We start from the raw sequence: 26,407 nt of genomic DNA, 5'->3' as shown, positions 1-26,407 counted from the left end.
GGCAGCCGGACGCTGTCCTACTGGGGTCTATTGATCAATTATCGGAGTATAACCGGCATCCTCAACAGCTTTTTTAAGAGCATCAAGAGTAACCATCTCGGGTTGGTATTCCACCTTTGTCCGACCTGAAGCCAGTTCAACAGTCACCGCCTCTACACCGGGTAGTTCCCGCAAAGCACTCTCAACATGACGGACGCAGTTGCTGCAGCTCATGCCCCGTATTGAAATCATGGCAACAGTCATAATTGCCTCCTTTTGCTACCGTTTAAGTGCCTTGCGGATGGATTTCATAAGTTCCTTTATATGAGATTCTCCGGAAACAGCATCTGCCCTGATCGCCCCGGCAACACAGCCCTCAATGTGGCTTTCCAATAATTTTAAGGATAACTCGTCAGCCGCCGCTGAAAGCGCGGTAAGCTGCTGCACAATATCCAGGCAATAGCGCTCTTCCAATATCATTTTTTCAATGCCGCGGGCCTGGCCCTGCATCTTCTTCACCCTGCCCAGGAGTGAATCAGTCTCGGCGATATACCGATACTTTTCGCTGCTCACTTCACCAGCCACTTTCTACCCTCATCGTCAGAATATACACTATACTACCATGGAGTATAGCCAAGTCAAAATCATCAATATCTGTTTAAACAAACTGAAATAAAAAGCGGATACTAGGGTGCCTTATGACTTCTTTTTTCTTTTTTTCAGGACCTGCTCCGCAATATCGGGGTACAGCCTTCGGACGCAGTCAGGGCATATACCATGACTGAACTGAGCTTCAGAATGAGCGGAAATATACCCTTCCACCGATTGCCAGTAGCCCTCATCATCTCGAATCTTCTTACAAGAAGCGCAGATCGGCAGCAGCCCCCGCAGTGACTTGATCTGGGCCAGCGCCTCTTCCAGCTCCCGGTTTTTTATCCGCAGCCGCTCTTCATTCTCTTTTAAAAGCTCATGATTCCGTGAGTTAATAAGCGCTATCGATACAAGCCGGCCAAAGGCTCCGGCCAGTTTGGCGTCATTGTCATCAAAACCGCCGGGTTTATTGGCCATGCCCACCAGCCCTACTGCCTTACCGCTGTCCACCAACGGGGCAAAAAGAACGTTACTCAGATCAACATGACCTGCAGGCATAAACTTCACCCACCGGCTGCGCATGAAATCGTTGTCATAAACTACCTCTTGGTGCTTATATGCCTTGCTGCGCAACCCGCGGATAGGCATCGGCAGATATGGGTCCACGGTACAGGGCCGACCGCCGGCATCAAGAAACAAAACTTCATTCTCCGCCCCATCATCACTCAGTAGAGCTACATACCCGCTGTCTGCTCCGATAATCTCTTTGGCCGTGTCAAAAATAGACCGAGCGGTAGTTTGAAAATCAGTTAGCCGGAGCACCGCCTGTGTGGCTCTCAACAAAGCATCGGTTTCCGCCTGCCGCTTGGTAGCTTCCGCTAAAGCGCCGGCTAGGTTATCAACGCCTTCAACGTTTTCATTAGGTCTCCCTTTGTTAATATGCCGCTCTTTCTCCATAACTACCGCTTCCTATCCATTACAAAAATTAAACAGTATCAATGTCCCTAATTATCTAAGATTGCACCTTGAGTACTAATTTGTCAATAGTTCCAACATCGACATGCTTACCGAAACAAATGGTTTGCTGTTAAAATACATCACCTATGAAAAATCTCTGGAAGCCGGTTGACGCCGGAATTAGCCGACCCGAATGCATTGTATGCCGCGGCAGTACAGTGAGTTTCTTTACTCGAGCGGAAGGCCGGGATTATTACCGCTGCCGGTCATGTCATGCAACCTTCCTGGCCCCGGCTGACCGGCTTTCGGCCGAAGAAGAGCATTCGCGTTACCAACTTCACCAAAACCGCCCGGATGACCCGGATTACCGCCGCTTCTTATCCAGGCTGGCCGCTCCCCTGCTGGACTTACTGGGTGAGCAACAACTGGGTTTGGATTACGGCTGCGGCCCAGGCCCGACCCTGTCCGAAATAATTAAGGAACAAGGACACCGTGTCAATATCTATGACCCCCTTTTCTTCCCGGACAAAAACACCCTGCAACTGCGTTATGACTTCATTACCTGTACCGAAACGGCGGAGCACTTCCACCGTCCGGCTGAGGAGTTTGAGCTTTTCAACAGCCTGCTGCGGCCAGGCGGTTTCCTGGCTCTGATGACCTGTTTCCAAACCGATGACGCCGCGTTCGCCAACTGGCATTACCGCCGCGACCCGACCCACGTGGTATTCTATCGGGAGCGCACATTTAAGCGGGTAGCCGAACGTTTCGGTTGGACCTGCCGTTTTCCGGTCAAAAACGTTGCCCTGATGCAAAAAACGGAATAGTAAAGAGAACCCATTTTCGGCTAATTTCCTTTAATATATCAATAGTATTAGGACTTATACGTCAACACCCAAGTGGTATTTCTATTATTATTTACAGCCGTATTGACAGTATATATATCTTTGGATATAATACCACTCCGAGATAAGGGACAGGAGAAGAAAATGAATAACCGCTCCAAATCTCTGCTCGGATGGCTCGCCGGTTTTACCTTCTTTACTGTAATAGTCCTGGCCGGCTGCACAGCCGCTTCAGAAGAAGATGATACTCAGACCCAGGTTTCCGGTACACTGGAAAGTGTTTCCGGCAGCACCATCTCCCTGGTCAATGAAAGCGGTGAAACTGTCTCTTACGAAACCTCGGAATATCTCTGCGTCTGCCACAGCAGTGACTTCTCTGATGTTCACACCTCAAATATCGGCTTCAGGTCCCAGCCTTTAAACCACTATCCCGCCGGTACGGAAATTACTCTCCGGCTGGAAAATAACGGCAAACTGGTAACCTCTATAAGTTCCGTTTTCGCCGAAGACCCGCATGAAAATATTACCTGGCAGGGGCCGGAAACCTGCCTGTCCTGCCACATTGACGAAGCAAAGGATGTGCACCAGTCCGTACACTATCAATGGGCAGGCACCAATCTCTCGGTCGCCCAGGGCGTCAATGACGGAGAACTGGTCCAGGGTAAAATAGCCGGCTCCTTCAACACCTTCTGCATCAATATAATGGGCAACTGGGAAACCTGCGGCAACTGTCATGTCGGCCTGGGTTTAAAGCCGGAGCAGGAAGCCACCCAGGCGCAGCTTGAAAACATTGACTGCCTGGTATGCCACCAGAAGGAATACAAACGGGTTGAAGTCAATGGCATCTTCCAGCCGGATACTGAAAAAATGTCCATTTCCATTGATGAAGCCGCCCAGACGGTCCACCGTCCGGAAAAATCCAATTGCCTGCAGTGCCATGCCAAAGGCGGCGGCGGAGACTCCCTCAAGCGCGGCGACCTGTCACTGGCCCATGGCGATACCACCGACATCAACTTTGATGTCCACATGGCTTCCACCGGCGCGGACCTGGACTGCGTGGACTGCCATATATTTGAAGACCATCGCGCCCCGGGACGCGGCAGTGACCTGCGGGTATCCGATACCCTTACGGTGCCCCAATGCGTGGATTGCCATGAGGAAAAACTCACCTCTACCGGCCACGCCATCCAGTCTATAAACAACCACATTGACAAAGTTGCCTGTCAGACCTGTCACATCCCCATCTATGGCAAGGACGCCGCCGATAGTGCGGCCAATGAAGCCACGGAAACACACCGCACATGGCTGGAGAGCGAATATCACAATAAATTCGAGCCGGTACTGACCAAGGAAAATGACCTGGTACCGGAATATCTCTTCTGGAATAAAACGGGTTACTCCTATAATATGTATGAACAGGCACAACTGAATCCTTATACCTGCCACTATTCAATCACGCTGCCGTTTGGTTCCATAAATGACCCGGCCAGCAAGCTGTATGCCTTTAAATACAAGACGGCTGAGCAGCCTTATGCCACCAACCTTAATGAGCTGATTGCGCTGGACACCAGCGTCTTCTTCAAGACCGGAGACGGCAACGCCGCCGCCCGGGCTGGCCTGGTAAACATGGGATACAGCGCCGACGAACCTTTCGAATGGGTAATCGCTGATGAATACCTGATGCTCAACCACCAGGTAGCCCCCAAGGAAGAGGCCCTGCTGTGCGGTTCCTGTCATGAAGGCGGTGACCGCATAGACTTCAAAGCTCTGGGCTATGAGCTGAAAGATTCCGCTGACGCTGTCTGCTCGCAATGCCATACCTACAATGAAGACCAGAGCTTGAGCTACTACCGTATGCACCAGCTGCACGCGGAGGAAAAAGGCTTTGACTGCGCCAACTGCCATAGCTTCTCCCGCCTGCTGGACTAAACCCGGCAATCCGCTTCAGAAGTTTATTCGGCGTGCCATTCAAAGACCCTGCTTGACCATACATCAGCCAAGGCTTTTTCCAGCACCGCCTTGTTGGGATCGGGAACGTCCAGCATCATCGGCAGCAACTGTCCGTCAAACCGGCTCAGAAAAGCGCATTTATTCCGCAGCGCCTGAATCGCGGTCTTTGATCCCCCGTACACCAGGTAATCCAGTGACCGCGTGTCTGGCTCCAGTAACTCGCCGGCATGGCGGCACACCCGGTCCATAAAGCTCTCTATCTGCTTTTCCCGATGACGAACGAACCTCCCCTGTGATGAACCACCCTTTTTGTGGCGGCCATGCACCAGTCCCCGGCCGGTTTTACTTCTAATCAATGTTTGACCCCGGCCGGTCCCGACGCTGTAAGAACCCAGTCGAACCAGTACCAGGGCAATTAACAAGTCCTGGCTCAGCATGGCCCGCAGCGGCGCCGTTTCATATCCACTGGCCAGGTATTCCTGCTTGACAGGGAAAGGCGGCAGTACCAGGTACTTACCGGCCATTCCCCAAAACAAGACCGCGCCGGTAACTGACTGGTCAATAATCTCTCCAATATTCGCCGGCATTTCCGCCGCGGGCAATTCACCATCAGGCAAATTCAAAACCCGGTTCATGGAAGTCCCTTCCGGTAAATACAGTGAAACGGCATCTCCCGCCATCGAATCTATCTTATCGAGCAATCCAAGCGTCTTTGCCCGGCTCAGCCTATAGTGTTTTTCCTTCAGCATTAAAACTGAACCCCTCAGGTGTTATTTAATTCGAGTATCTGTTCCAGGTCTTCCGGCTTGGTCACCGGCGGAAAACAACTGAAGTTGCGGCAAACATATGCCGCCGGCTCACCGTTTACCAGGCCGCGTTCCTGGAACAACGGCATATCAGAAATTTCGGCGGAATCATCCGGGTCCAGCCCGGCGGCGACCGTATTTGGCCGGAAGAGCTGACAAACAGTACCGGCCAGCTCCAGAGCGGCCGGGTCACCGGGACGTCCGATAATAGCCACCTCCTGCTGAGGACCCAGGTAAAAATCAAGCGCCGCAAGCCACTGGCCGAAACCAAGCGGGTATCGCGCCAGGTACTCCGCTGCTCCCTGCAAAGCATTGCCTGCTGTCTGCCAGTAACGCTGGCCGTCAGTCAGCCGGGCCAGCCTCAATAGCGCCAGAGTGCCGGCCGCGGCTCCTGATGGCACCGCTCCGTCCTGGAAACTCCGCGGACGTTTGAACAAACCCGGCATACCGGCCGGAGTATCATAAAAAGCGGATTCGTTTTCATCCCAGAAGTGCCGCAGCATAGAATCGGCCAATCGTGTCGCCTGCCGCAGCCAGCGCGGCTGCAGTGTTGCCTGGTGCAGCCACAACAGGCTTTCGACCAGCATTGCGTAATCCTCCAGGAACCCTTCTTTTACTGAAGAAGTATGACGCAATTCACCGTCAGTTAACAGGTTATCCAGCAAAAAACCGGCATTGCGTACCGCGGCCTCAAGGTAGTCAGGCCGGTTGAGGGCGCAGCCGGCCTCGGCCAGGCTGGCCTGCATCATCGCGTTCCAGGAAACCAGTATCTTGGTATCCTTGCCCGGATGAACCCGGGTCTGGCGGTGCCGTCGCAGCTTTTCCTTCCCATCCCGGTCCCCAGTCATAAGCTCCGCCCGAAATTCCCCGCTGAGATGCAGTATATTTCGGCCTTCAAAATTTCCGCCCTCAGTCACGCCGAAGCGCTTCATAAACTCTTCCCCGGCACCGATAACCGATCTCAATTCTTCCGGAGTCCAGACATAGAACCTTCCTTCTTCTCCTTCGGAATCCGCGTCCTGGCTGCTGTAAAACCCGCCGGTCTCCGGGTCAGTCATCTCCCGCAGCACATAATCAAATATATCCTCGGCCACCAGGCGATATTCATCTTTGCCGGTAAGCTGGAAAGCGTGCAGATACACCCGGGAAAGCAGCGCGTTGTCATACAGCATCTTTTCAAAATGAGGCACCTGCCATTCCGCGTCCACCGCGTAGCGGTGAAAGCCACCGCCCAGGTGGTCATAAATACCGCCGCGGTACATTGCTTCCAGTGTTTTTTCCACTATCTCCAGAACCTGGGGTGAACTCGTGCGAACATACTGGCGCAGCAAAAAATCCAGCACCAGCGGCTGGGGAAACTTGGGCGCTCCGCCGAAGCCACCGGAAAGCTGGTCAAATTCCTGCTCCAGCCCCTGGTATGCCCGGTTTAGCAGTTCAGGTTTTAACGCGGTGCCGGTGGTCTTGACCGCTTTTTCCTGGATGGCAGCCACCAGTTTGCCGGCGCTACTCTCTACCTCGGACGGCCTTTCCCTAAAAGCTTCGGCTACCGCTTCCAGGATTGTGCTGAAGGCCGGCAAACCGTGGCGGTCCTCCGGCGGATAATAAGTACCGCCGTAAAACGGCCTCCCGTCCGGGGTCAGAAACACGGTCAAAGGCCAGCCGCCGTGACCGGTCATCGCCTGGACAGCGGACATGTAGATACGGTCGATGTCAGGCCTCTCTTCGCGGTCAACCTTGATATTGATAAAGTCGCGGTTCATCAGCGCCGCGGTATTTTCGTTTTCAAAGCTCTCATGGGCCATTACATGGCACCAGTGACAGGCAGAATAACCGATGCTCAGCAATATGGGCTTATTCTCTTTCCTGGCTCGGCCCAGGGCTTCTTCCCCCCAGGGATACCATTCCACCGGGTTACCCGCATGCTGCAGCAGGTACGGGCTGGTAGAACCGTTCAGGTGATTGGACATAATCTCGCCTCCTCGGTGTGTCGTGCCTCATATATAAGTGTAACTTATACACTCCGGAGCGCCAACGGCGGCCTGAATGAACATGAAGCAACGCGGGGTTAGAATCCGGTCAAACCACGCTGAGAGGCACCAGGTAGCGGCGTCCGAATGGCGCTGTAAAATTGATGCCGGCTTGACGGTAAACTGATGCCGGAATGCCGATATCCCCCAGCCATAGACGGCCGGTTTTCTCCGGTGGAAGGCCGGACTTGGGCCACGCCAGCGTCAGCGTGGCATCAGCGGTGATGTGTTCACCCGGCGCCCGGCCGCTGCCGGCTTCGATACCGGAAGGAATGTCAAGTGAAATTATTCTGGCTGATGCGTTATTGGCCCATCTTATCAGGTCGCGAGCCGCGCCCTCCGGCGCCCCGTTAAGACTGTAACCGATTATCGCGTCCAGTATTACCGTGCTTTGCGCCAATTTGAGGTCTTCCGCTTCTATCTCGCCGGCGCCGGCGCTTCTGATCAGCTTCAGCTGCCACGCGGTTACCTCGCTGAGATTGTTTTTATCCGCCAGGCAGTAATCAACCTTCACGCCGCGGTTGCGCAGATGGCGTCCGGCGCATAATCCACCGCCCCCATTGCCGCCGCCGCCGGCCAGCACCATGACCCTGGCGTCCTGCCAGTCATCACCCAGCAGCTCCAGCGTCAGCTCCGCCAGGTCACGCCCCGCGTTCTCCATCATCTGGTACAGGTTCGGGCCGGCGCTGCCAATGGCCAGTTCATCCAGGCGTCTCATGACTGCCTCGTCAATAGACTCCAGGTATATTCCGGTATCGGTAACAAAACGCTTTATCATAAGTACCCGCCTTGACCTTGATAAACTAATTCTAGCACACTGAGTTCACCGGTCTGATAATGGTGCTTTGGCGTCGACGCTGTTGACTCAGCCCCACTGAAAAGCTAGGATTTAACCAACATCTCCCAGTCGCTTCTCCTTAAAAACCTCAAAAAATCTTAACTCCGGGGAACATGATGCCGCAAAATCCCAGCCGGTTAGGCCGAAGCATTATCCAATCTGAAATACGCAATATGTCCCTTGAATGCGCCGCCCGCGGTGGAATCAACCTGGCTCAGGGCGTGTGCGATACCCCCATGCCCCGCCAGGTCGCCGAAGCGGCCTGCTCAGCTATCGGTGAGGGCCTCAACAGCTATACTCACTACAAAGGCCTGATTGAGTTAAGGCAGTCCATTGCCGGTAAAATGCGGCGATACAACAATGTGACCACTGACCCGGAAACAGAGATAGTCGTCAGCGCCGGGGCCACCGGCGCCTTTTACTGCGCCTGTCTTTCTATGCTGAATAAAGGCGATGAGGTTATTCTCTTTGAGCCGTATTACGGTTATCATTTCAATACCTTAAAGACGCTCGGCATGGCGGTTTCGCTGGTCACCCTGCGCCCTCCGGGCTGGGAATTCAGTCCGGCCGAGCTGGAAAAAGCGGTTTCCGCCCGCACCAGGGCCATTGTGGTATGCACCCCCAGCAATCCCTGCGGCAAGGTCTTCACCCGGGCGGAATTAAAAATAATCGCTGAATTCGCCGCGGCGCATGACCTGTTAATCATCACCGATGAAATCTACGAATATTTTTTGTACGATAATAACGCGCACATCAGTCCCATGGCGCTGCCGGAAATCGCCGACCGCGCCATCACCATCTCCGGTTATTCCAAGACATTCAACGTCACCGGCTGGCGCATCGGGTATTGCGTCACCCAGCGTACCTGGGCGGACATCATCGGCCAGCTCAATGACCTGGTATATGTCTGCGCCCCGGCGCCGCTGCAGCTCGGCGTAGCCGCCGGTATTGATGAACTCAAGGACAGCTATTACTCTTCGCTGCGTGAAAGCTATCAGAAAAAACGGGATCTAATATGTAACTCACTGCAAAATGCCGGCCTTAAACCATGCGTCCCCCAGGGTTCATACTACGTCCTGGCTGATGTTTCCGGTATCAAAGGTCGAACCGGGAAAGACAAGGCTATAAATATCCTGGAAAAAACGGGGGTCGCCGGAGTACCGGGCAGCGCCTTCTTCCGGCATAAAATCGGAGAAAACTTCCTCCGCTTCTGTTTCGCCAAGTCTGACCCGGAATTAACCGAAGCCTGCCGTCGCCTGGAGAAACTGGGCGGATAAAATCCAGCTATCCTTATACTACCCGGATATCAGGCTGTGCGGTCCATCAGCCCCGGCACACCGGTATTTGCTCACCGGTACTTGGCGCACATTGCGTCAGTTGTCTTCTTTATCTTTTTTCTCAGCGCCGCCGGCTCAAGCACCTCGGCGTGATCACCCCAGCTCAGTATCCAGCCGATAAAGTCCGGCGTCTCCGCCACCCGCAGCGTTACCTCGGCGCTGCCGTCATCCAGCTTCCGCGTCTGCTGTGAAGGATGATAGCGAATCTCATCCATGTAGCGGGCAATATCTGGGTCAAATTTAATGACAATACGCTTGACCTGCTTGCCGGGCGGTGTAAATATGCCCCAGGAATCACCCAGGTAGCGGTCAATGTTGAAGTCATCCGGAATGCGGTATTTTTCCTCCAGCAAGCGGCAATCCAGTATGCGGTTCACCTTGAAGGTCCTGACCTGGCCTGCCTTGCCGCACCAGCCTACCACGTAGCTGGAACGCTCCTGGGTCACCGGCTCAATGGAATAAGGCGAAATCACCCTCTCCGTCGTTTCGTCATCGCCCATCGTCCAGTAGGTTATGCGGCACTTCCGCCCTTCCAGGAAGGACTGGCACAGCGCCCTGAGCACCCGCCCGTAGCGCGGTTCCCGTGGCTGCCGGCTCATCCGGCTCAGCGTCAGACTCACCTGCTCCTGGAATCTCTCCGGCATGATGGTATTCAGCTTGATGAAAGCGGCCAGCATATCCGGGTCGTTGCCCTGGCTCAGCCGCAGATACAGCCGCACCGCCAGCAGAATGGTCAGCGCCTCCGGCGGCGAAAACTTTATCGGCGGCAGGTAGTGAGAAGGTTCAATGCCCCGGCGGGTGCCGTCCTGCCACACCGGTAGGCCCATCGTCTCTTCCAGCGCCATCAGGTCGCGCCGGGTGGTGCGGGTGCTGACGCCGCATAAATCAGCCAGTTGCTTGATGGTCAGCCCGCAGGAGTGCTGGCACAAGAGGTGCTCCACCTTGGTCAGCCGGGCTTGGCGGTCATAATTGGCTTCCTTCGGGCTCATTTTCACCTCCCGGGCACAGTATCAACCCATTATACTACAGCCGGACAACCCGTCCGGTGTTTTTAGCTTTGCGAAAAGTGACACCCTAGCTGTCAAAGCCCCCTGATAGAATAGCATTGTCAGAAATGATGATTATTAAAACCTTTGCCCATGGTGCCTGAGTAAAGTAAGATTAAGCGAGTTATGATGAATAGAAAAAAATCCCGGCTGCTGTCCAAGTCCAGGTACCTCAAGGGCCTGCAGTGTCCCCGCCTGCTCTGGGTGGACGCCAATGAACGGGGCCGCATCGCCTATGACGAGTCCACCCGGTTCGTCATGACCCAGGGGCAGGAAGTAGGGCTGCTGGCCCAGTCTCTTTTCCCCGGCGGTCTGGACGCCGCCAGTGAGGATTACAAGGAAAACCTGGCCAAAACCCGGCAGTTGCTGTCCCGGCGCCTGCCCATATTTGAAGCCGGGCTGACTGCCGGTTCCCTTTACTGCCGGGTGGACATCCTGCGGCCGGCCGGTGATGAAGAGTGGGACATCATCGAGGTCAAAAGCACTAATTCGGTCAAGCAGGAGCACCTTAATGACCTGGCCTTCCAGCGCCGCTGCGCCGAGGCGGCCGGGCTTGCCGTCAATCGCTGCTTTCTGATGCACCTTGACCGTAATTATGTTAAACAGGGCAGCATTGACCCGGCAGCTTTATTTATCATTGAAGACGTCACTGATGACCTGGATGAATACGCTACCGGCCTGGACGAACGCATTGATGAAATGCTGGAGGTCATGAGCAGCCCCTTCAGCCCGGAAGCCATCATCGGCTCCCGCTGCTCCAGTCCCTACGAGTGCCCGCTCATGGCTGAATGCTGGGCGGAACTGCCGCGGCATCACCCCATGACCCTTTACTACGGCAAAGCCCTGGGAGAGCAGCTGCTGCTGCAGGGCATCACCCACCTCAGCAATATGCCGCCCGGCACCAGGCTCAACGGCAAGCAGCAGATCCAGTGCGCCGCCATCGCTTCCAACCAGCCGCACGTAGATGCCGCGGCCATCGGCGCTTTCCTGGAGCGTCTTGAGTACCCGTTGTATTTCATGGACTTTGAAACCTTCCAGACCGCGGTACCTCTCTATAACGGCACCTCGCCCTACCAGCAGATACCCTTTCAATTCTCCGTTCACCTGGTGGACTCTTCCGGCGCGGAGCCGCGGCACTTCTCCTTCCTGGCGAACTCACCGGATGACCCCCGGCCGCGGTTTATCAAGGAACTGACCGATTGCCTGGGCCATTCCGGCAGCATCCTGGTTTATCATGAGTCGTTTGAAAAAGGGCGGCTGGAAGAGCTGCGCCTGGCTTTCCCGGAGTACTCGGAACAAATTGACAATATCCTTAACCGCATTGTTGACCTCATCGTCCCCTTCAAGTCCTTCCATTACTACCACCCTTCCCAGTGCGGCAAGGCTTCGCTGAAAAACGTCATGCCTGCCCTCGCCGGGCTGGACTACTCAGAGCTTCAGATTCAGGAAGGCGGCACCGCGTCCCTGCGCTACTACCAGTCGGTATTTGGTGAGTTATCACCGGAAGAGGTAGCGGAAATCCGGCACAACCTGGAGGCTTATTGCGGGCAGGATACTTTTGGTATGATTGGGATGGTGGATGGGTTGCGGGGGTTGGCAGGGGAATAGTCCAAAAAACTTTTACAAACCTCAAAAAACACTTATTTTAAGGCCTTATTTTAAAAAAACTATTACAATCAATGCTCCACGGCCTGTTATTTAATTTCCAGCGCAAAATTGTGACACACTAGCTGTCACTGGCGGGTGGTACCATATTCATAATGAACCTTTTTACTTCACAATCCGAAAATACCTGCGTATAATGGCCCCAATCAGTCAAAAGGTAAATAATAAAACAGGCGGGCGGAAGTATTGACACCACAAAACCTGTTCATTACCAACGACGAAAATAGAAAACTGATCGACCGGCTCAAACAGCTTATCAGTCGCAGTGAAGAGCTTAAATTCCTGGTCGGTTTCTTTTATTTTTCCGGACTGCGGGAAATATATCAGGCGCTGAAGGATAACCCCGCCGTTACCATCAAAGTCCTGGTCGGCCTGAACGTTGACCAGCACAACTACGGTATCATTGAATACGGTGACAACCGCCGGCTGGAAGGCCGGGAGCACTGGCAGAACTTCAAATATTCATTACTGAATGCTTTCAACAATGATGAATTCGACACCCCGGACTTCCATGAACAAGTCTCCTTTTTCATCGATGCCATCATCAATAACCGGCTGATAATCCGCAAAACCCGTGAACCAAATCACGCCAAACTGTACCTTTTCCGCATTCCGGACCAGCTGGTGCCTTCAGCCATCGTTACCGGTAGTTCTAATCTGACCAGCGCCGGACTCAGCCGGCAGGGTGAATTCAACGTTGAGATTAAAGACTACGGGTTTGCTGAGGCAGAGGGCTTTTTCGACGAACTTTGGGAAAAAGCGGTCAAAATAACTGAAGATGATTCCATCCGGGTCAAATTGATTGAAACCATCAACCGGGAAACCCAGGTAGCCCATATTACTCCGTATGAGGCATACGTTTTCCTGCTGCAGACCTACCTGGATATTCAGGAGCAGCAGACCATTGACGGTTATCTGGTGAAATTGCTGTCTGATGCCGGCTACAAGACTTACAGCTACCAGACTGACGCTGTTGCCCAGGCTATCCGGATTATAGAAGACCACCACGGCGTCATTATCTCTGACGTAGTCGGCCTTGGAAAAAGTATAATTGCCGCTCTGACTGCTGCCGGGTTATGCGGCAAACGCGGCATTATCATCAGCCCGCCCGGTCTCATCGGCGGTACTGACACGAATGGAAATCGCTCCGGCTGGGTTAAGTACAAGGAAGACTTCGGCCTGCACTCTTGGGAAATCCACTCTTCCGGGAACCTGGAGAAAGCCTTTAATGTGGTCCGTCAGCATGATGGTTTTCAAACCGTTATCATTGATGAAGCCCATCGCTTCCGTAATGAAGATACCCAGGATTATGAACACCTGGCCAACATCTGCCGCGGCCGCAAGGTAATCCTGCTCTCAGCCACCCCGTTCAACAACACACCGGCAGATATTTTTGCCCTGCTGAAGCTTTTTGCCGTACCGGGGCAGTCCACCTTAAGCATTGATGGTAACTTAACCGCGGAATTCCGGCAGTATCATTCGCTATTCACCAAACTGTCCAACATTAAAAAGAACCATAACTCATCCAATCCACGCAACCGTCACAAAGCGCTGCTGCAATATGCTGAACTTTTTGGTGAAGGTGAAGTTGATCTTCTTAAAGTGGATGACCTCACCCGGACGCTTTCACTGCGCATCAAAAACACCATCGCTCCAGTAACCATCCGGCGCAACCGCATCGACCTGAAGCGAGACCCTCAGTATTCCCAGGAGATGGTAGACCTGCCTGAAGTCCAGGACCCGCGGGAATGCTTCTTCGAACTGACACAGGAACAATCTGATTTCTATGATCGGGTAATAACTGAATATTTCGGTGAAAACGGCCGCTTCACCGGCGCTATCTACCGGCCTTATATCTATGAAGTGGGGTTGGATGCTGATCCGGATACCTTGGATGAGGAAGGCAACCGGCAAGCCCAAAGCCAGACCAATCTGTATGATTTCATGCGCCGCCTGCTGGTCAAGCGCTTCGAAAGCTCCTTCGGCGCTTTCCGTGACAGTGTCCGCAATTTCCGGGGCATCGCCATTAAGGCCCGCCAGTTTATCCACAACAACGGCAAGTACATTCTTGACCGCAAGCTGCTCAACCGCATTTATGACCTAGACGGCGATGAGGTGGCCGAGGCACTTGAAGAATTTAAATCGACACTGGATGAAAAGATCAGCCCCAAATTGGGCCGTGTTTATGAACTTGATGATTTTGTCGACCGGGACCGTTTCCTGGCTGATATTGATGCTGATATCGAATTGTTGGATCAGGTTCTTACCGAACTGGAAAAGCTCAAGCTGACCGATAACGATCCCAAGATGGCCCGCCTGGCTAAAGACCTGGAAACCATCAGACAGATCAAGGACTCCCCAGACGAGCCTGAGCGTAAAGTGGTCATTTTCTCGGAATACATAGACACTGTGGCTTACGTCGAACAGTATCTGCGTTCCATCTACGGTGACCGGTTGATTGCCGTAAAGGGTGATTATGGCAAAGGAAAGGCTACTGAAATCCTGGCTAACTTTGACACCTCATTCACCGGGCGTAACCGCAATGATATTCAGATCCTTTTGACCACCGACAAAATGTCAGAGGGCTTTAACCTTAACCGGGCCGGCGCTGTCATCAACTATGACATCCCCTGGAATCCCACCCGGGTCATCCAGCGGGTCGGCCGTATCAACCGTGTCAGCAAAAAAGTGTTCAACAAACTCTATATCTACAACTTTTTCCCCACCCTTCAGGGGGCTGACATCGTCAGAATACGCCAGATTGCCACTCAAAAGATGTTTCTCATCCATAACGCACTTGGTGAAGATTCCAAGATTTTTGAACCGGATGAAGAACCCACCGCCTCAGAACTCTTCCGGCGTGTTCAGCTGAACCCGGAAGCCGGTGAAGAGGAAAGCTTCCACACTACTTTGCGGCGGCTTTATCAGGAAATTGACGAAGAGATTAAACAGAAAGTTAGCAAATTCCCCAAACGGCTGAAGGTGTCCAAGCTGGCTGATTCATTCAGCCAAACCGCCTTTTTCCGCCGCGCCAGCAGCCTGTTCGTCCGGCAATTCGCACCGGATGAAGAAAAACCGCGGCAGCTTTCTTTCCAGGAAGCGCTGACCTTTATTGAGTGTTCACCGGATGAACCTGCCTTACCCGGTAAAGTTTTTGATTGGGATTCCTACCAGGCGCTCAAAAACTACCGCTCCCCGGTTGGAGGCGCGGCCACGCCCAAGAGTTTTGAGCAGAAAGCTTACAATAACTTAAAAACCATCTTGAATGATAGTTCCGGTGATTATGAGTCTTTAACGCCTTTCATCATATCTCTTATTGAGGACATCAATGATTTCCGCACCCTGCCGGACTTCACCCTTCGTGAATTGGCCGCCCTTGATGTAACCGTTGCCGCTAAACGCAAAAAAACCATAAAAAAGTTAGACGAATTACGCTTCAACTTAGGTGAAAACTACTTAGAAGAAGTTAAAAAGCGTGCCGGCCAGGTCGGCAAGACGGTCATCGTCGCCGTACAGAACACACCGGAGAGTTTATTACATGAGCAAGGAACTACTGCAGAGAGTAATTGATCAGGGAGCGGCAGATGAGCCGCTTCATCACTTTTTTAACGGCGTCAGCAATGCCTATCGGCAGCTGGAGCAGCCCATTGAGTTGGACCATGATCACTTCATTAAACCTGTACTATTGGGTGAGATTTCATTCACCACCGTTGACAGGCTTTGCGTAGTCACCGCTCAGGTTGCTGAAAACTTGAGTGAACGCTCCGGCAAGAAAGCTCAGTACGAATTTGCCCGGAAGCTGCTTAAGCAGTTTAACCGCTATGACGGCGGCATCTTCATCTTCAAAGGAGATAATAAACAGTTCCGCTTCAGCCTGGTCTATACCCAGTACCAGGGTCCCAATCGGGATTTCAGCAATTTCCGGCGTTTTACTTACTTCGTTGATACCGTACAGACCAATAAGACCTTTAAGGAACGGGTTGGCCTGGGTAATTATTCCAGCCTGGAAAAGATTAAAGAAGCCTTTTCAGTGGAGAAGGTCAACAAGGAGTTCTACAAGCAAATAGCCCAGTACTTCTACCGCTTGACGGGCAAAGATGGCAAACCGCGGGAACTAACCCTCCCGGACAACGGGTCGGCAAATGCTAAATTTCTTGAAGAATTCAGCGTACGGCTCATTGGGCGCATCATTTTCTGTTGGTTCCTGAAGCATAAGCGCTCACCGACGGGGATTCCTCTTGTTCCCGACGATGCCTTATCCACAAAGGCAGTTAAAGAACATTACTATCATTCCACGTTGGAACGTTTATTTTTCGAAGTTATGAATACTCCTACCAATAAACGAAAAATAGATCTTAGCGCCTACATTCCGGGGCATGAGTGGATTCCGTTCCTTAACGGCGGCCTTTTTGAACCCCATAAAGATGACTACTATAGCAATAACCCCAACTGGGTGTTAACAATCCCAGATAATTGGTTTACCGATTTTTTCAGACTGTTAGAACAGTATAACTTCACGATAGATGAAAACTCCACTGTTGATGCCGAAGTGTCGGTTGACCCGGAGATGATGGGGCGAATTTTCGAGAATCTCCTGGCTGAAGTCAACCCGGAAACCGGAGAAACAGCCCGAAAGGCCACAGGGAGCTACTACACTCCGCGTACAGTTGTGGACTACATGGTGGAGCAGTCTCTGAATCAATATCTCCAAACAACGACAAACCTGAGTGAGGATAAGCTTACCAAATTGCTTTCATACGAAGATAGTATAGGGGATTGGCCAGGGATAGAAAAAGAGGCTGTCGTTAAAGCATTGAAGGGAATTAAAGTAATCGATCCAGCTTGCGGCTCCGGCGCTTTTCCGATGGGTATCCTTCACCGTATTATTTTGGCGCTGGAAAAAATAGACCCCAAGCTGGAAATTTGGCGGCGGCATTACTTGGAATCACTCGATAGCGTTTTTAGAGAGATGGTCAATGAAAGTGTTTCACAGGAGAATTGGAATTACCTACGGAAATTAATTACCATCCGTGAATCCATATTTGGTGTTGATCTTCAAGAGATCGCCGTTGAAATAGCAAAGCTACGGTGTTTTCTTTCGCTTATTGTTGACGAATACGTCAATGATGACACCTTGAAAAACCGCGGTATCAAACCCTTACCCAACCTAGAGTTCAAGTTTTTGGCAGCCAATAGTCTGAGAGGACTGCCAAAAACTGAGGGCTTAGGGATGTTCGAAGACAATGTTTCAATTGAAAAACTAGCTAGGTTACGTAGGGAATACTTTAGTAGTTTTGGAGAACGCAAGAAAGATTTGGTCCGTGAATTCCAAAATGTACAGGATACCTTAGCTGATTATTACCGCCGCCATCTTTATCTCACAAAGACAGATCTTTCCGGTACAAGCATTCGCATAAAGGGGTCTGGAGTAACCCAGACGCAATACCTCGCAAATTGGCAACCCTTTAAAAACCAATCTAGTGACTGGTTTGAACCCGGATGGATGTTTGGTGTACATGGGGGATTTGACGTGGTGATTGCGAATCCGCCATACCTGAATCTAACCGTTAATAGCTATAAAGCAGACCTATTGGAAGAATATAATAAGCGATTTAAAACCCTAAACGGAGCTCAATCGAAAAATCTCTTTGCTCTGTTCATTGAGTTGGGGTTTGAACTTGTAAGCCCTTCTGGGAATATCGTAATGATCGTTCCAGAAGGATTAACAAATACAAGAAGCTATACCAATGTTAGGGAACTGTTTAATGGGGGAAAGTCTTTAAATAGTTTGGTTATTTTCGATGAATTTGTTTTTGACTCATCTGTTATCGGTAGCGTAGTATTTTTAGCCTCAAATGCGAAAAAATCTGATTTTCCGGTTTACCTTATGGATTCGGAGGGGTATGTAAATGAGATAAAAAGGATTAACAAATCTGAAATTATCAATTCTCCTTACTACGTCTGGAAGACGCGTGAAAGCGCTAATAGTATAGCTGGGAAAATTCTGAATCATGGGAAACCACTCGCTTCTTTGAATTTCAGTTTTTCGAAAGGGATGGTAGTCAGAAATCGCGAAAACCATTTGAGGGTATCCAGCACAAAACCCGACGAGCTTCCTTTCTTACTCGGTAAAAATATTGATCGATACTGTTTACGCTATCAGTATTTTACAACGTACGGAGAGTTAGAGATTGTGGGTGGCACGAAGGTGCTGAGCAAACATCTTGTGACCCCGAGGATTCTTATTAGGAGAACTGGGAGCTGTGTTTGTGCGACATACTCGACCACGCCTGAGTTGGTTGAGAGTACTATTTATATTATGACAGGCGAAGACTTGAAATACGTACTTTCAATACTGAACAGCAAACTGATGACGTATTACGCAAAAGAAACGTTTATCACGAATCAACAAGCATTCCCTCAGATCGTTTTGAGCAATATTCAAGAACTGCCCTTGGCAATTGCCGACGAGAATTCAAAACACACTTTATCCCAACTTGCCGACCAAATCCTAACTATCACGCAAGCGGAAGATTACCATTCCGATTCAATTAAACGGTCTGTAGTCAATAAATTAGAAAAGCAGATCGACCACATAGTGTATGATTTATATGGGTTAACCGTAGCAGAAGTGGAGGTGGTAGAGGGAAAGGTAAAATAATGAACAATTATAACACCTATCAATTACAAATTGATCCGATACGGTTCTCATGTGTGGGTGCCAACGGGAAAGCGCAAAAGAACTTCATTTTTCCGGATACCAAGAATAAAACACCCAAACTGTATGTGATACGAGGTGGGGATGAAATCAGTTATGTCGGGGTGACTACTCAAAGTATCAATACCCGGCTGAAAATGGGGTTCGTAACTGACGGTAATAATGGCTATCACGGTTACAAATGGCGACATCACCTGCCCGTAGCCGAATTATTGGTCTGGTCCTCCCAGAAGAGAATGCGAATTTTGTTGAATCCGTGGAAGGGGAACTGGTTTTTCTTATCCGCCGTGAAACGGGTAAATGGCCAAAGCATCAGATGGAGATTCATTTTCATCCAGACGCGACGGAGGAAGAGCAAAAAACGGCAGAATCAATATTGCAGGAAATAATATGAAAGTCCTTTTAGACACCAATATCGTAATCCATAGAGAGGCGGCGACAGTCGTCAATGAAGATATCGGTGTCTTGTTCCGCTGGTTAGATAACCTTCAACACACAAAGTGCATTCATCCCGTAACGGTCACTGAGATAGAGAAACACGAAGACGCGCGGGTGCGCCGTTCGTTCCACGTAAAGCTAGGTAATTACAACATCCTCAAGACCCAAGCACCTATGGCGGACACCGTGATAACTATTTGTAAATCAATGGATGACCATGTGAATGACCACAATGACACGTTACTCGTCAATGAATTACATGCCGGTAGAGTCGATGCCCTAATAACGGAAGACAAAAAAATTATCCAAAAAGCAGCTTTGCTTGGGCTCACGGATAAAGTCTTTTCGATTGACGCCTTCCTCGAAAAAGTAACGACCGAAAATCCAGACTTAGCTGACTATGAAGTCTTATCAGTTAAGAAAGAGATGTTCGGACACCTTAATATAACAGATGAATTTTTTAATTCCTTTAAGGCGGATTATCCAGGTTTTGAGAAATGGTTTAATCGAAAAGCTGATGAGACAGTGTATGTCTGTTCAGCCAATAATCATCCCGTTGCAGTGCTGTATGTAAAACCTGAGGATAAAAGCGAAGATTACTCGGACATTTCCCCGCCTCTCCCAAAGATGAAACGCCTTAAGATCAGCACGTTTAAAGTCGCACTTAACGGTTTTCGATTAGGCGAACGATTTTTAAAGATCGTGTTTGACAACGCCTTGCGCTTTAAAGTCGATGAGATATATGTAACTATTTACAACAAAAGCCTTGAACAGCAAAGGTTAATCAATTTGCTTGAAGAATTTGGATTCCATTTCCATGGTTATAAGAGTAGTCCTGGGGGACCAGAGTCGGTTTATGTCAGGTCCTTTGCAAGAACAGCCGACAGAGTCCATCCTCGCTCAACCTACCCATTTTTCTCTACATCCGGGCGATGCTTTATCGTCCCAATATATCCCGAATACCATACTGACCTTTTTCCGGATTCAATTCTTCGGACAGAGTCACCCAGTGATTTTGTTGAGAATGCCCCTCACCGTAATGCAATTAAGAAGGTTTATGTCTCTCGTTCAATTGAACGGGACTTGAATAGCGGTGACATTATCGTTTTTTATCGTACTGGTGGTTTCTATCAAGGTGTCGTTACGACGTGTGGAATTGTAGAAAAGGTTATTGACGACATACAGTCAGAGGAAGAATTCATCCGCTTATGCCGTAAGCGCAGTGTATTCACTGATAAAGAACTTTCTTCACAATGGAATTACAGTGCACAAAATCGCCCATTTATCATCAATTTTCTGTATACAGTCACATTTCCCAAAAGAATCAATATGCAGCGTTTGATTGAACTTGGTATCATAAGAGACATAACAAGCGCACCAAGGGGTTTTACGCCAATTAGTGTTCAAAACCTAAAAGATATTTTGAAAGAGTGTAATATAGATGAAAGTCTTATTGTCGATTAAACCACATTACGCTGAAACAATCTTCAATGGTTCAAAACAGTATGAATACCGTCGTACTATTTTCAATAAAGAAAAAATAAAAACTGTGGTAGTTTATTCATCCGCTCCTGTTCAACGAATCATTGGTGAATTCGAAATTGATCGTATTATCCAGGATAAACCGCGAATTCTTTGGAAAAAGACAGGTTTATATGGTGGAATTACTGAAGAGTTATTCTCAAAGTATTTTGCTAACAAGGAAATTGGATACGCCATAAAAGTAAAAAAAGCAAAGAAATATGATGCACCGTTGTTACTTAAAGATTTTTCGGTTTCCTTTCCACCTCAATCGTTTGCATATTTGATTTAGTATCCAAAATAACTTTATTAAGCCCATTGCTGAACTATTTTTCAATCGCCACCCATCCCATTCAAAACCAGCTCGCCTTTCCTCTATTCACCGCCTTCCTTTAATTATTTCAAAAACACCCAACAAAAAACCATGTCCATTCTCCCCATATTGGGTTATTATATAGTGGTATGCCGTTTTATGAAGTAAAAGAGCCTGTCGGTTGTAGGGGAGTATCTGATGCCGCCTAGCCGGGAGCGCGTTTATTACAAGGCTTTGCGCCAGGCTCTGACGGCTGTTCAGGCGGAAAAGCCGCTCAAGGCCAAACTGAGCCATCTGGCCCGCATTACTTCTCGCTGCCTGGATGCCGGGGCCGCCATACTGGTTACTGATGCCACCGGAAAAAACCTGGTCCACACTGCCCACTGGCAGCTGCCGCCTTTTTTCGTGCAGAAGGGCTTGTTGAATATTGAAAAAAGCCTGCTGGCGTCCGGTAATCATGAACCGGTGCTGGTAACCGATATCGCCGGTGACGCCCGAGTGCAGTACCCGGAGCTGGCGGCCCAGGCGGAAATAGCCGCCATACTCAGCCAGGATGTCACCCGCGGCGGCCGGCAGCTGGGCGCCCTGCGCGTATATTTCAAGCAGGTCCCTTCCCTGAATAACCAGGACAACAGCTTCATCAAGGCCATGGCCCAGGTGGTGGGAATGGCGCTTTCCGGTGCCTCAGCTGCGGATACTGGGGGCAAAGTCGTTGATGCCGCCGGAGCTTCCGGGGCCGGGCAGCTGACTGAATTCGCCCACCAGAGTGAGCGGGAATTTGCCCGGATGCTGGATTTCTACCGCATACCCTGGGCCTATGAGCCGCGCTCCTTCCCCATAGGGTCAAAAAGCAGCGGCGCGGTGGAGATGTTTACCCCGGACTTTTTCCTGCCGGATATTGACACCTATATTGAGCTGACCACCATGAAGCAGTCGCTGGTGACCCAGAAAAACCGTAAAGTGCGCCTCTTCAAGCAGCAGTACCCGGGTATCAAGATAAACCTGTTGTATAAGAATGATTATGAGAAGCTGCTGGCCAAATACGGGGTCGGACCGCTGGCAGAATCCAGGGCTCACGGCATAAAGCGCATATTATTTACCAGCGCTGATATTGAGCGGCGGGTGGCGGAAATGGCCGAGCGCGTCTCGGCTGACTACGACGGACTGCGGCCGGTGCTTATCGGGGTGCAGCGGGGCTTTCTGTGCTTCATGGCTGACCTGATTCGTCGCGTTACCGTGGCGGTTGAAATTGACTATATGGCCATTTCCTATTACAGCGGGGAAAAAGACGCCGGAGTCAAGGTAACCAAAGACGCTGATCTGTCGCTCAAGGACCGGCATATACTCCTGGTCGAAGACATTGTCGATACCGGCATAACCCTTAACTACATCCTGAACTACCTGAAATCCAAGCAGCCGGCCAGCGTCACCGTATGCGCCCTGCTTGACCGGAAGGCGCGAAGGCTGATAGATACTGAACTGAAATATATCGGTTTTGAACTGCCGGATGAATTCGTCGTCGGCTACGGGCTGGATTTCCATGAGGAATACCGCAATCTGCCCTATATAGCCATACCGGAAATTGATGCCCCTCATAAGGGCGGAGCGGGCGCTGAGCCTTAGCGCTGCGGATAAAAAAAGGGGTCCCAAGTAGCCTCTGCCCCCGGGAAATTTCCAGTAAACTTGCTTGCTATACGGTCTTTACCTGGGATTTCCTTAACCAAATCCAGAACGAATCTTGGTTTTGATAAGTTCCTCTTTCAGCTTGACCAGCTAACCGCTTGCTTTCCTGATTCTCCCATTGCATCGGTTACTTGGGACATTACAATGATTCCACACCCGCCTATTGCCTGTCAACAATGTATAAAGCTGTTCAGCAGTATTGAGCGGGCTGTTTCGGCCTTTTTAATCTTTGAATTATTAACTAAATCACAGCAAACGGGCTTTTTTGACGGCAGCTGAGTGTGGTCCTGGTTGGCTCCTAGCTCAGTAGAAAGAAGTCAACGGTATAGTAGCCAATGAAGGCCAGTCCCAGGTTTTTGACCATATTGCCGGCCAGGGTCAGGCTAATCCATTTCACCGGCGGGAATTTCAGCGTTCCCAGCGCCATGGTTACCGGCAAATGGATTGGGTTCATGATTGCCGAAATCAAAAAGGCGGTAAGTGGACCCCTTCGGCCCACCAGTTCCAGGGCTTGCTGGTAGCGCCGGCCGTCAAACCTGGAAATTATCCTTCGGGAAATATCCTTGCCGCCGTAGCCGATGGCAAATGTCGGTGTCTGACCCAGGGTAGCCCCCAGCGCCGAGGTAACACCCACCATAACCGGCGCCATCATGCCCCACTCCAGCGACAGCGTATTGGCCAGCAGGACAACCGCCAGGTAGTATGGTATGGGAATAAGGGTAAGGCTTACCAGGCTGTTGGCCGCCAGGGTGGTAATAAACACTCCCGCCAGGCTGTAAGCCACTATTCGCTCCACATCCACCAGGCTGTCCCGGTTAAGCAGCGCCGCCGCCACCAGACCGAGGGTAACAGCCAGGGCCATCACCGCGAATATGTTTTCTCTTTTTGGCATTTTCCCGTTCCGTTATGATGCCGGGCCGCATGCGGCTCACCGAACATTCCCAGCCGCAAAGTGTCGGTCCGCGCCCAAATACCATTATGATATTTGCCGCCGGTAAAAGCCAGTAGCCGGGGGTGCGCGTCATCACCTGAAATCAAACCCCGGCTGGAAGAAAAAGAAAGGATAAAAAAAGAGAACGCCCCCAAGGGAATTCGAATCCCTGTTGACGGCTTGAAAGGCCGCTGTCCTAGGCCTCTAGACGATGGGGGCAAGGCAACCGTAGAAGTATAGCAAAAACACCGCTGCCTGACAAACATACAGTAGTCGGCGTTTATGCTAAAATGGCAGCCGATGAATAATACTGATTCACCGGAAGAATCGCCGCCGGCTGCCGTACCCGCCTCCGCCAACGGCTCATGGGTGCAGCGGCGGCTGCTGCCGGTTCTTTCCATAACTTTCGTGGTCGCGGTAGTTGCCGGCGTACTGATCATCTACAACACCAATCCGGACCTGGTCGGGCAGCTCAAGGAATACGGCTACCTGGGTGCTTTCATCATCAGCGCCCTGCTCAACGCCACCGTGGTGCTGCCGGCTGGCAATTTCCTGGTGCTGGCCGCCCTGGGAGCCACCCTGCCTTCACCAACCCTGGTCGGGCTGCTGGCCGCGGCCGGGGCGGCCTTCGGAGAAATGACCGGGTATCTGGCCGGCTACTCCGGACGGGCGGTTGTGCCGCAGCATCATGCCTGGTACCAGCGGATCCGCGGCTGGATGGAGCGCTACGGCATGTGGGCCATCTTCGCCCTCTCGGCGGCGCCGCTGGTCTTTGACGTGGCCGGTATTACCGCCGGAGTGGCACGCTTTCCGGCGCGCAAGTTTTTTGTCGCCTGTTTCCTCGGCCGCAGCGTGCTGTATATCCTGCTCGCCTGGGCCGGCGCGCTGGGCTGGGAGAAGGTTATTGACTGGCTGGCTGCCTGACCTTGAGTATCATCAGCCCGCCCGCCACAAAATACACTATGGCCGCCGTCAGCATCACCTGGTAGCCCATATTCAATGAAACCCCGTTGAAATAGTCAATTACCGGCCCGATTAGCCGGGACAGTGCCGCCCCGCCAGCGGTAGCCATGTTGGCGATGGCCAGGTAGCGGGCTTCCTCGCCCCTGACCACCAGGTCGGTAGCCAGTGCCCAGTTGACTACCACAAAAGTACCGGTAGCGTAACCGGTAACCGCCGCGGCAATATACATGGCGCTAATCGTCGGCCATATCAGGATGATAAATATCCCCGCCGCGCCCAGCAGCGCCGCCCAGAGCGAAAGCCTTCCCCGGCCGTAGCGGTCGGCCAGGTAGCCGGCGGGGAAGACGGCAATACCCATACCGGCAACCGCCACCACCAGGAACCCGGCGGTAGCTTTGGCCGGGTCAGCTACTCCAATAACGTCGCGCAGAAAATACAGGGCAAACTGCTGTATGGTCGCCCCGGCCATCAGAACCAGCAAGCGCGACCCCAGGAACCAGCCGAAACCCGGTACCTCCTTCAGGTTGAACCGGTAGCTTAAAAGCGGGTTTTTGAATTTGGCCACCGCCACCGGCACCGGTGGTTCATCAAGCCGTCGCCAGATATAAAACAGAATACCGGTAAGCAGCAGCGAAAGCACCGCCAGCGCCGTCCACAGCCCGCCGCTGTCTTCGGCTGAATAGCCGGAAAGCAACCGGCCGATGAGCAATACACCCACCGCGCCGCCCAGTATTTCCATCAGGGATTTTAGTGAAGCGGCTCGTCCGCGGTGATTCGGTGCCACCATCTCCGGTATGTAGCCCTGGTACGGTCCCTGGGCGGTGTTGGCCGCCAGTTGAATCAGGCAGTAAAAGACAAACAGCACCGTCAGGCTCTCCGCCAGCCCGATGCCGGAAATAAGCACCAGTACGGCAATGCCGCCGCCCAGCACGTAGGGCTTGCGCCGGCCCCAGCGGGAAGAAGTGGCGTCGGAAACAGCGCCGGCCACCGGCTGGACCAGCATGGCAATTATCAGCCCGACAAAAGTCAGCGCGCCCAGTGCGGTGTTTTTTTCCGTCTCGCCGACAAAGTCCAGTACCCTCAGCGGCAGGATTATCCCGTGCAGACTCTGCGACAGTGCCGTCAGCCCCAGGCCGAGAATAGTAATTTTCAGGTAATCGCTCACCCGGAGTGACGGAAATCTCAGCCGCTTCATGGCGACACTTTATCAGAGCGGCCTGCTTTTCACAATCGGGCTTGCCATGCTAAACTTGCCTGTTATGACCGCTTTGACGCAACAGGAACTCAAGGAACTCATCAGCGGGTCTCCATCTTTGCTTTCCGAATATCTTGACCTTGAAAGCCAGCTGCAGCCAAACGGCATTGACCTGACGCTGCGGGAAGTCTTCAGCATCGAGGGCACCGGCGTCATCCCGGTGGATAATGCCGGCCGTAAATTGTCGTCCCTTGAAGCTATGCCTTATGATGAAGACGCGCGCATCCACCTGGCGGAGGGCCAGTATATCATCACTTATAATGAGGTGGTCAGCCTGCCGGAAGACGTCATGGCCCTGGGACGCACCCGCTCCAGCCTGCTCCGCTGCGGCGCCGCCATCCATACCGCGGTATGGGACGCCGGTTACTCAGGGCGCTCCCAGTCACTGATGGTGGTCTATAACCCCGGCGGCATTACCCTGGAAAAGAACGCCCGTCTGATGCAGCTGGTCTTCTTCCGCCTCTCAAACACCACCACCGGCTACAACGGCATCTACCTGAACGAAAACACCTGAACCCACAGATTCCTCGCAGCAGCCCAAGAACTC

General features: G+C 51.7%; 20 protein-coding genes and 1 tRNA gene. 11 read left to right on the top strand and 10 right to left on the bottom strand.

Annotated elements, in window-relative coordinates:
* Window positions 1–27 precede the first annotated feature (27 nt).
* The 3 genes from ACZ48S_RS02250 to ACZ48S_RS02240 all read right to left on the bottom strand — a co-directional run bounded on the left by ACZ48S_RS02250 (window position 28) and on the right by ACZ48S_RS02240 (window position 1,527).
* Complete coding sequence (locus ACZ48S_RS02250) at window positions 28–243, bottom strand: heavy-metal-associated domain-containing protein (protein WP_464213647.1); 216 nt, start codon at window positions 241–243, stop codon at window positions 28–30.
* A 15-nt stretch (window positions 244–258) separates the two neighbouring features.
* Window positions 259–564 carry a metal-sensitive transcriptional regulator gene (locus tag ACZ48S_RS02245; RefSeq protein ID WP_464213645.1) on the bottom strand — a complete coding sequence of 102 codons (306 nt, stop codon included), beginning with the start codon at window positions 562–564 and terminating at the stop codon, window positions 259–261.
* 111 nt (window positions 565–675) lie between these two features.
* Window positions 676–1,527, bottom strand: coding sequence for a GAF domain-containing protein (locus tag ACZ48S_RS02240; RefSeq protein WP_464213643.1), 852 nt, complete (start codon window positions 1,525–1,527; stop codon window positions 676–678).
* Window positions 1,528–1,673: 146 nt separating this feature from the next.
* Between ACZ48S_RS02240 and ACZ48S_RS02235 the strand changes: the two genes are divergently transcribed.
* The gene (locus ACZ48S_RS02235) at window positions 1,674–2,351 is read left to right on the top strand and encodes a class I SAM-dependent methyltransferase (protein ID WP_464213641.1); all 678 of its coding nucleotides are present in this window, start codon (window positions 1,674–1,676) and stop codon (window positions 2,349–2,351) included.
* Between the two features lie 162 nt (window positions 2,352–2,513).
* On the top strand, window positions 2,514–4,298 hold the full coding sequence (locus ACZ48S_RS02230; RefSeq protein ID WP_464213639.1) for a hypothetical protein: 1,785 nt from the start codon (window positions 2,514–2,516) through the stop codon (window positions 4,296–4,298).
* A 23-nt stretch (window positions 4,299–4,321) separates the two neighbouring features.
* On the opposite strand, the gene ACZ48S_RS02225 is transcribed toward ACZ48S_RS02230, so the two are convergent.
* The 3 genes from ACZ48S_RS02225 to ACZ48S_RS02215 form a co-directional block, all read right to left on the bottom strand.
* A complete protein-coding gene (locus tag ACZ48S_RS02225; RefSeq protein WP_464213636.1) occupies window positions 4,322–5,068 on the bottom strand; it encodes a Vms1/Ankzf1 family peptidyl-tRNA hydrolase in 747 nt (248 codons plus the stop codon).
* A gap of 14 nt (window positions 5,069–5,082) precedes the next feature.
* A complete protein-coding gene (locus ACZ48S_RS02220) occupies window positions 5,083–7,092 on the bottom strand; it encodes a thioredoxin domain-containing protein (RefSeq protein WP_464213634.1) in 2,010 nt (669 codons plus the stop codon).
* Window positions 7,093–7,201: 109 nt separating this feature from the next.
* The gene (locus ACZ48S_RS02215) at window positions 7,202–7,930 is read right to left on the bottom strand and encodes an NAD(P)H-hydrate epimerase (protein ID WP_464213632.1); all 729 of its coding nucleotides are present in this window, start codon (window positions 7,928–7,930) and stop codon (window positions 7,202–7,204) included.
* 173 nt (window positions 7,931–8,103) lie between these two features.
* On the opposite strand from ACZ48S_RS02215, the gene ACZ48S_RS02210 reads away from it, so the two are divergent.
* A complete protein-coding gene (locus ACZ48S_RS02210; protein WP_464213630.1) occupies window positions 8,104–9,267 on the top strand; it encodes a pyridoxal phosphate-dependent aminotransferase in 1,164 nt (387 codons plus the stop codon).
* A gap of 71 nt (window positions 9,268–9,338) precedes the next feature.
* Here the strand turns inward: ACZ48S_RS02210 and ACZ48S_RS02205 are convergent, their stop codons facing one another.
* Entirely contained in the window at window positions 9,339–10,316 is a 978-nt protein-coding gene (locus ACZ48S_RS02205) for a helix-turn-helix transcriptional regulator (RefSeq protein ID WP_464213628.1), read from the bottom strand.
* A gap of 183 nt (window positions 10,317–10,499) precedes the next feature.
* On the opposite strand from ACZ48S_RS02205, the gene ACZ48S_RS02200 reads away from it, so the two are divergent.
* The 6 genes from ACZ48S_RS02200 to hpt all read left to right on the top strand — a co-directional run bounded on the left by ACZ48S_RS02200 (window position 10,500) and on the right by hpt (window position 22,651).
* Window positions 10,500–11,981, top strand: a complete 1,482-nt coding sequence (locus ACZ48S_RS02200; RefSeq protein ID WP_464213626.1) for a DUF2779 domain-containing protein — start codon at window positions 10,500–10,502, stop codon at window positions 11,979–11,981.
* Between the two features lie 243 nt (window positions 11,982–12,224).
* Window positions 12,225–15,608: a helicase-related protein gene (locus ACZ48S_RS02195; protein WP_464213624.1), complete on the top strand. Its 3,384-nt coding sequence runs from the start codon at window positions 12,225–12,227 to the stop codon at window positions 15,606–15,608.
* Window positions 15,577–18,699, top strand: coding sequence for an Eco57I restriction-modification methylase domain-containing protein (locus ACZ48S_RS02190; protein ID WP_464213621.1), 3,123 nt, complete (start codon window positions 15,577–15,579; stop codon window positions 18,697–18,699). Before ACZ48S_RS02195 ends, ACZ48S_RS02190 begins: the two co-directional genes overlap by 32 nt.
* 357 nt (window positions 18,700–19,056) lie before the next feature.
* On the top strand, window positions 19,057–20,658 hold the full coding sequence (locus ACZ48S_RS02185) for a PIN domain-containing protein (protein WP_464213619.1): 1,602 nt from the start codon (window positions 19,057–19,059) through the stop codon (window positions 20,656–20,658).
* Window positions 20,636–21,007, top strand: coding sequence for an ASCH domain-containing protein (locus ACZ48S_RS02180; RefSeq protein ID WP_464213617.1), 372 nt, complete (start codon window positions 20,636–20,638; stop codon window positions 21,005–21,007). Before ACZ48S_RS02185 ends, ACZ48S_RS02180 begins: the two co-directional genes overlap by 23 nt.
* A 219-nt stretch (window positions 21,008–21,226) precedes the next feature.
* Window positions 21,227–22,651, top strand: coding sequence for a hypoxanthine phosphoribosyltransferase (gene hpt, locus ACZ48S_RS02175; protein ID WP_464213615.1), 1,425 nt, complete (start codon window positions 21,227–21,229; stop codon window positions 22,649–22,651).
* Between the two features lie 358 nt (window positions 22,652–23,009).
* Here hpt and ACZ48S_RS02170 read toward each other — a convergent pair whose 3' ends face one another.
* Complete coding sequence (locus ACZ48S_RS02170; RefSeq protein WP_464213613.1) at window positions 23,010–23,603, bottom strand: VTT domain-containing protein; 594 nt, start codon at window positions 23,601–23,603, stop codon at window positions 23,010–23,012.
* A gap of 185 nt (window positions 23,604–23,788) precedes the next feature.
* Window positions 23,789–23,861: transfer RNA gene (locus ACZ48S_RS02165), tRNA-Glu, on the bottom strand.
* Between the two features lie 63 nt (window positions 23,862–23,924).
* On the opposite strand from ACZ48S_RS02165, the gene ACZ48S_RS02160 reads away from it, so the two are divergent.
* Window positions 23,925–24,566: a YqaA family protein gene (locus ACZ48S_RS02160; protein ID WP_464213611.1), complete on the top strand. Its 642-nt coding sequence runs from the start codon at window positions 23,925–23,927 to the stop codon at window positions 24,564–24,566.
* Here ACZ48S_RS02160 and ACZ48S_RS02155 read toward each other — a convergent pair.
* A complete protein-coding gene (locus ACZ48S_RS02155; protein WP_464213609.1) occupies window positions 24,544–25,800 on the bottom strand; it encodes an MFS transporter in 1,257 nt (418 codons plus the stop codon). The two genes, ACZ48S_RS02160 and ACZ48S_RS02155, sit on opposite strands and share 23 nt — an antisense overlap.
* Between ACZ48S_RS02155 and ACZ48S_RS02150 the strand changes: the two genes are divergently transcribed.
* Entirely contained in the window at window positions 25,799–26,374 is a 576-nt protein-coding gene (locus tag ACZ48S_RS02150) for a deoxyuridine 5'-triphosphate nucleotidohydrolase (protein ID WP_464213607.1), read from the top strand. The two genes, ACZ48S_RS02155 and ACZ48S_RS02150, sit on opposite strands and share 2 nt — an antisense overlap.
* Window positions 26,375–26,407 lie beyond the last annotated feature (33 nt).

This window comes from Dehalogenimonas sp. NIT-SK1, from assembly GCF_055384165.1.
This window is presented reverse-complemented; position numbering and strand designations above follow the sequence as displayed.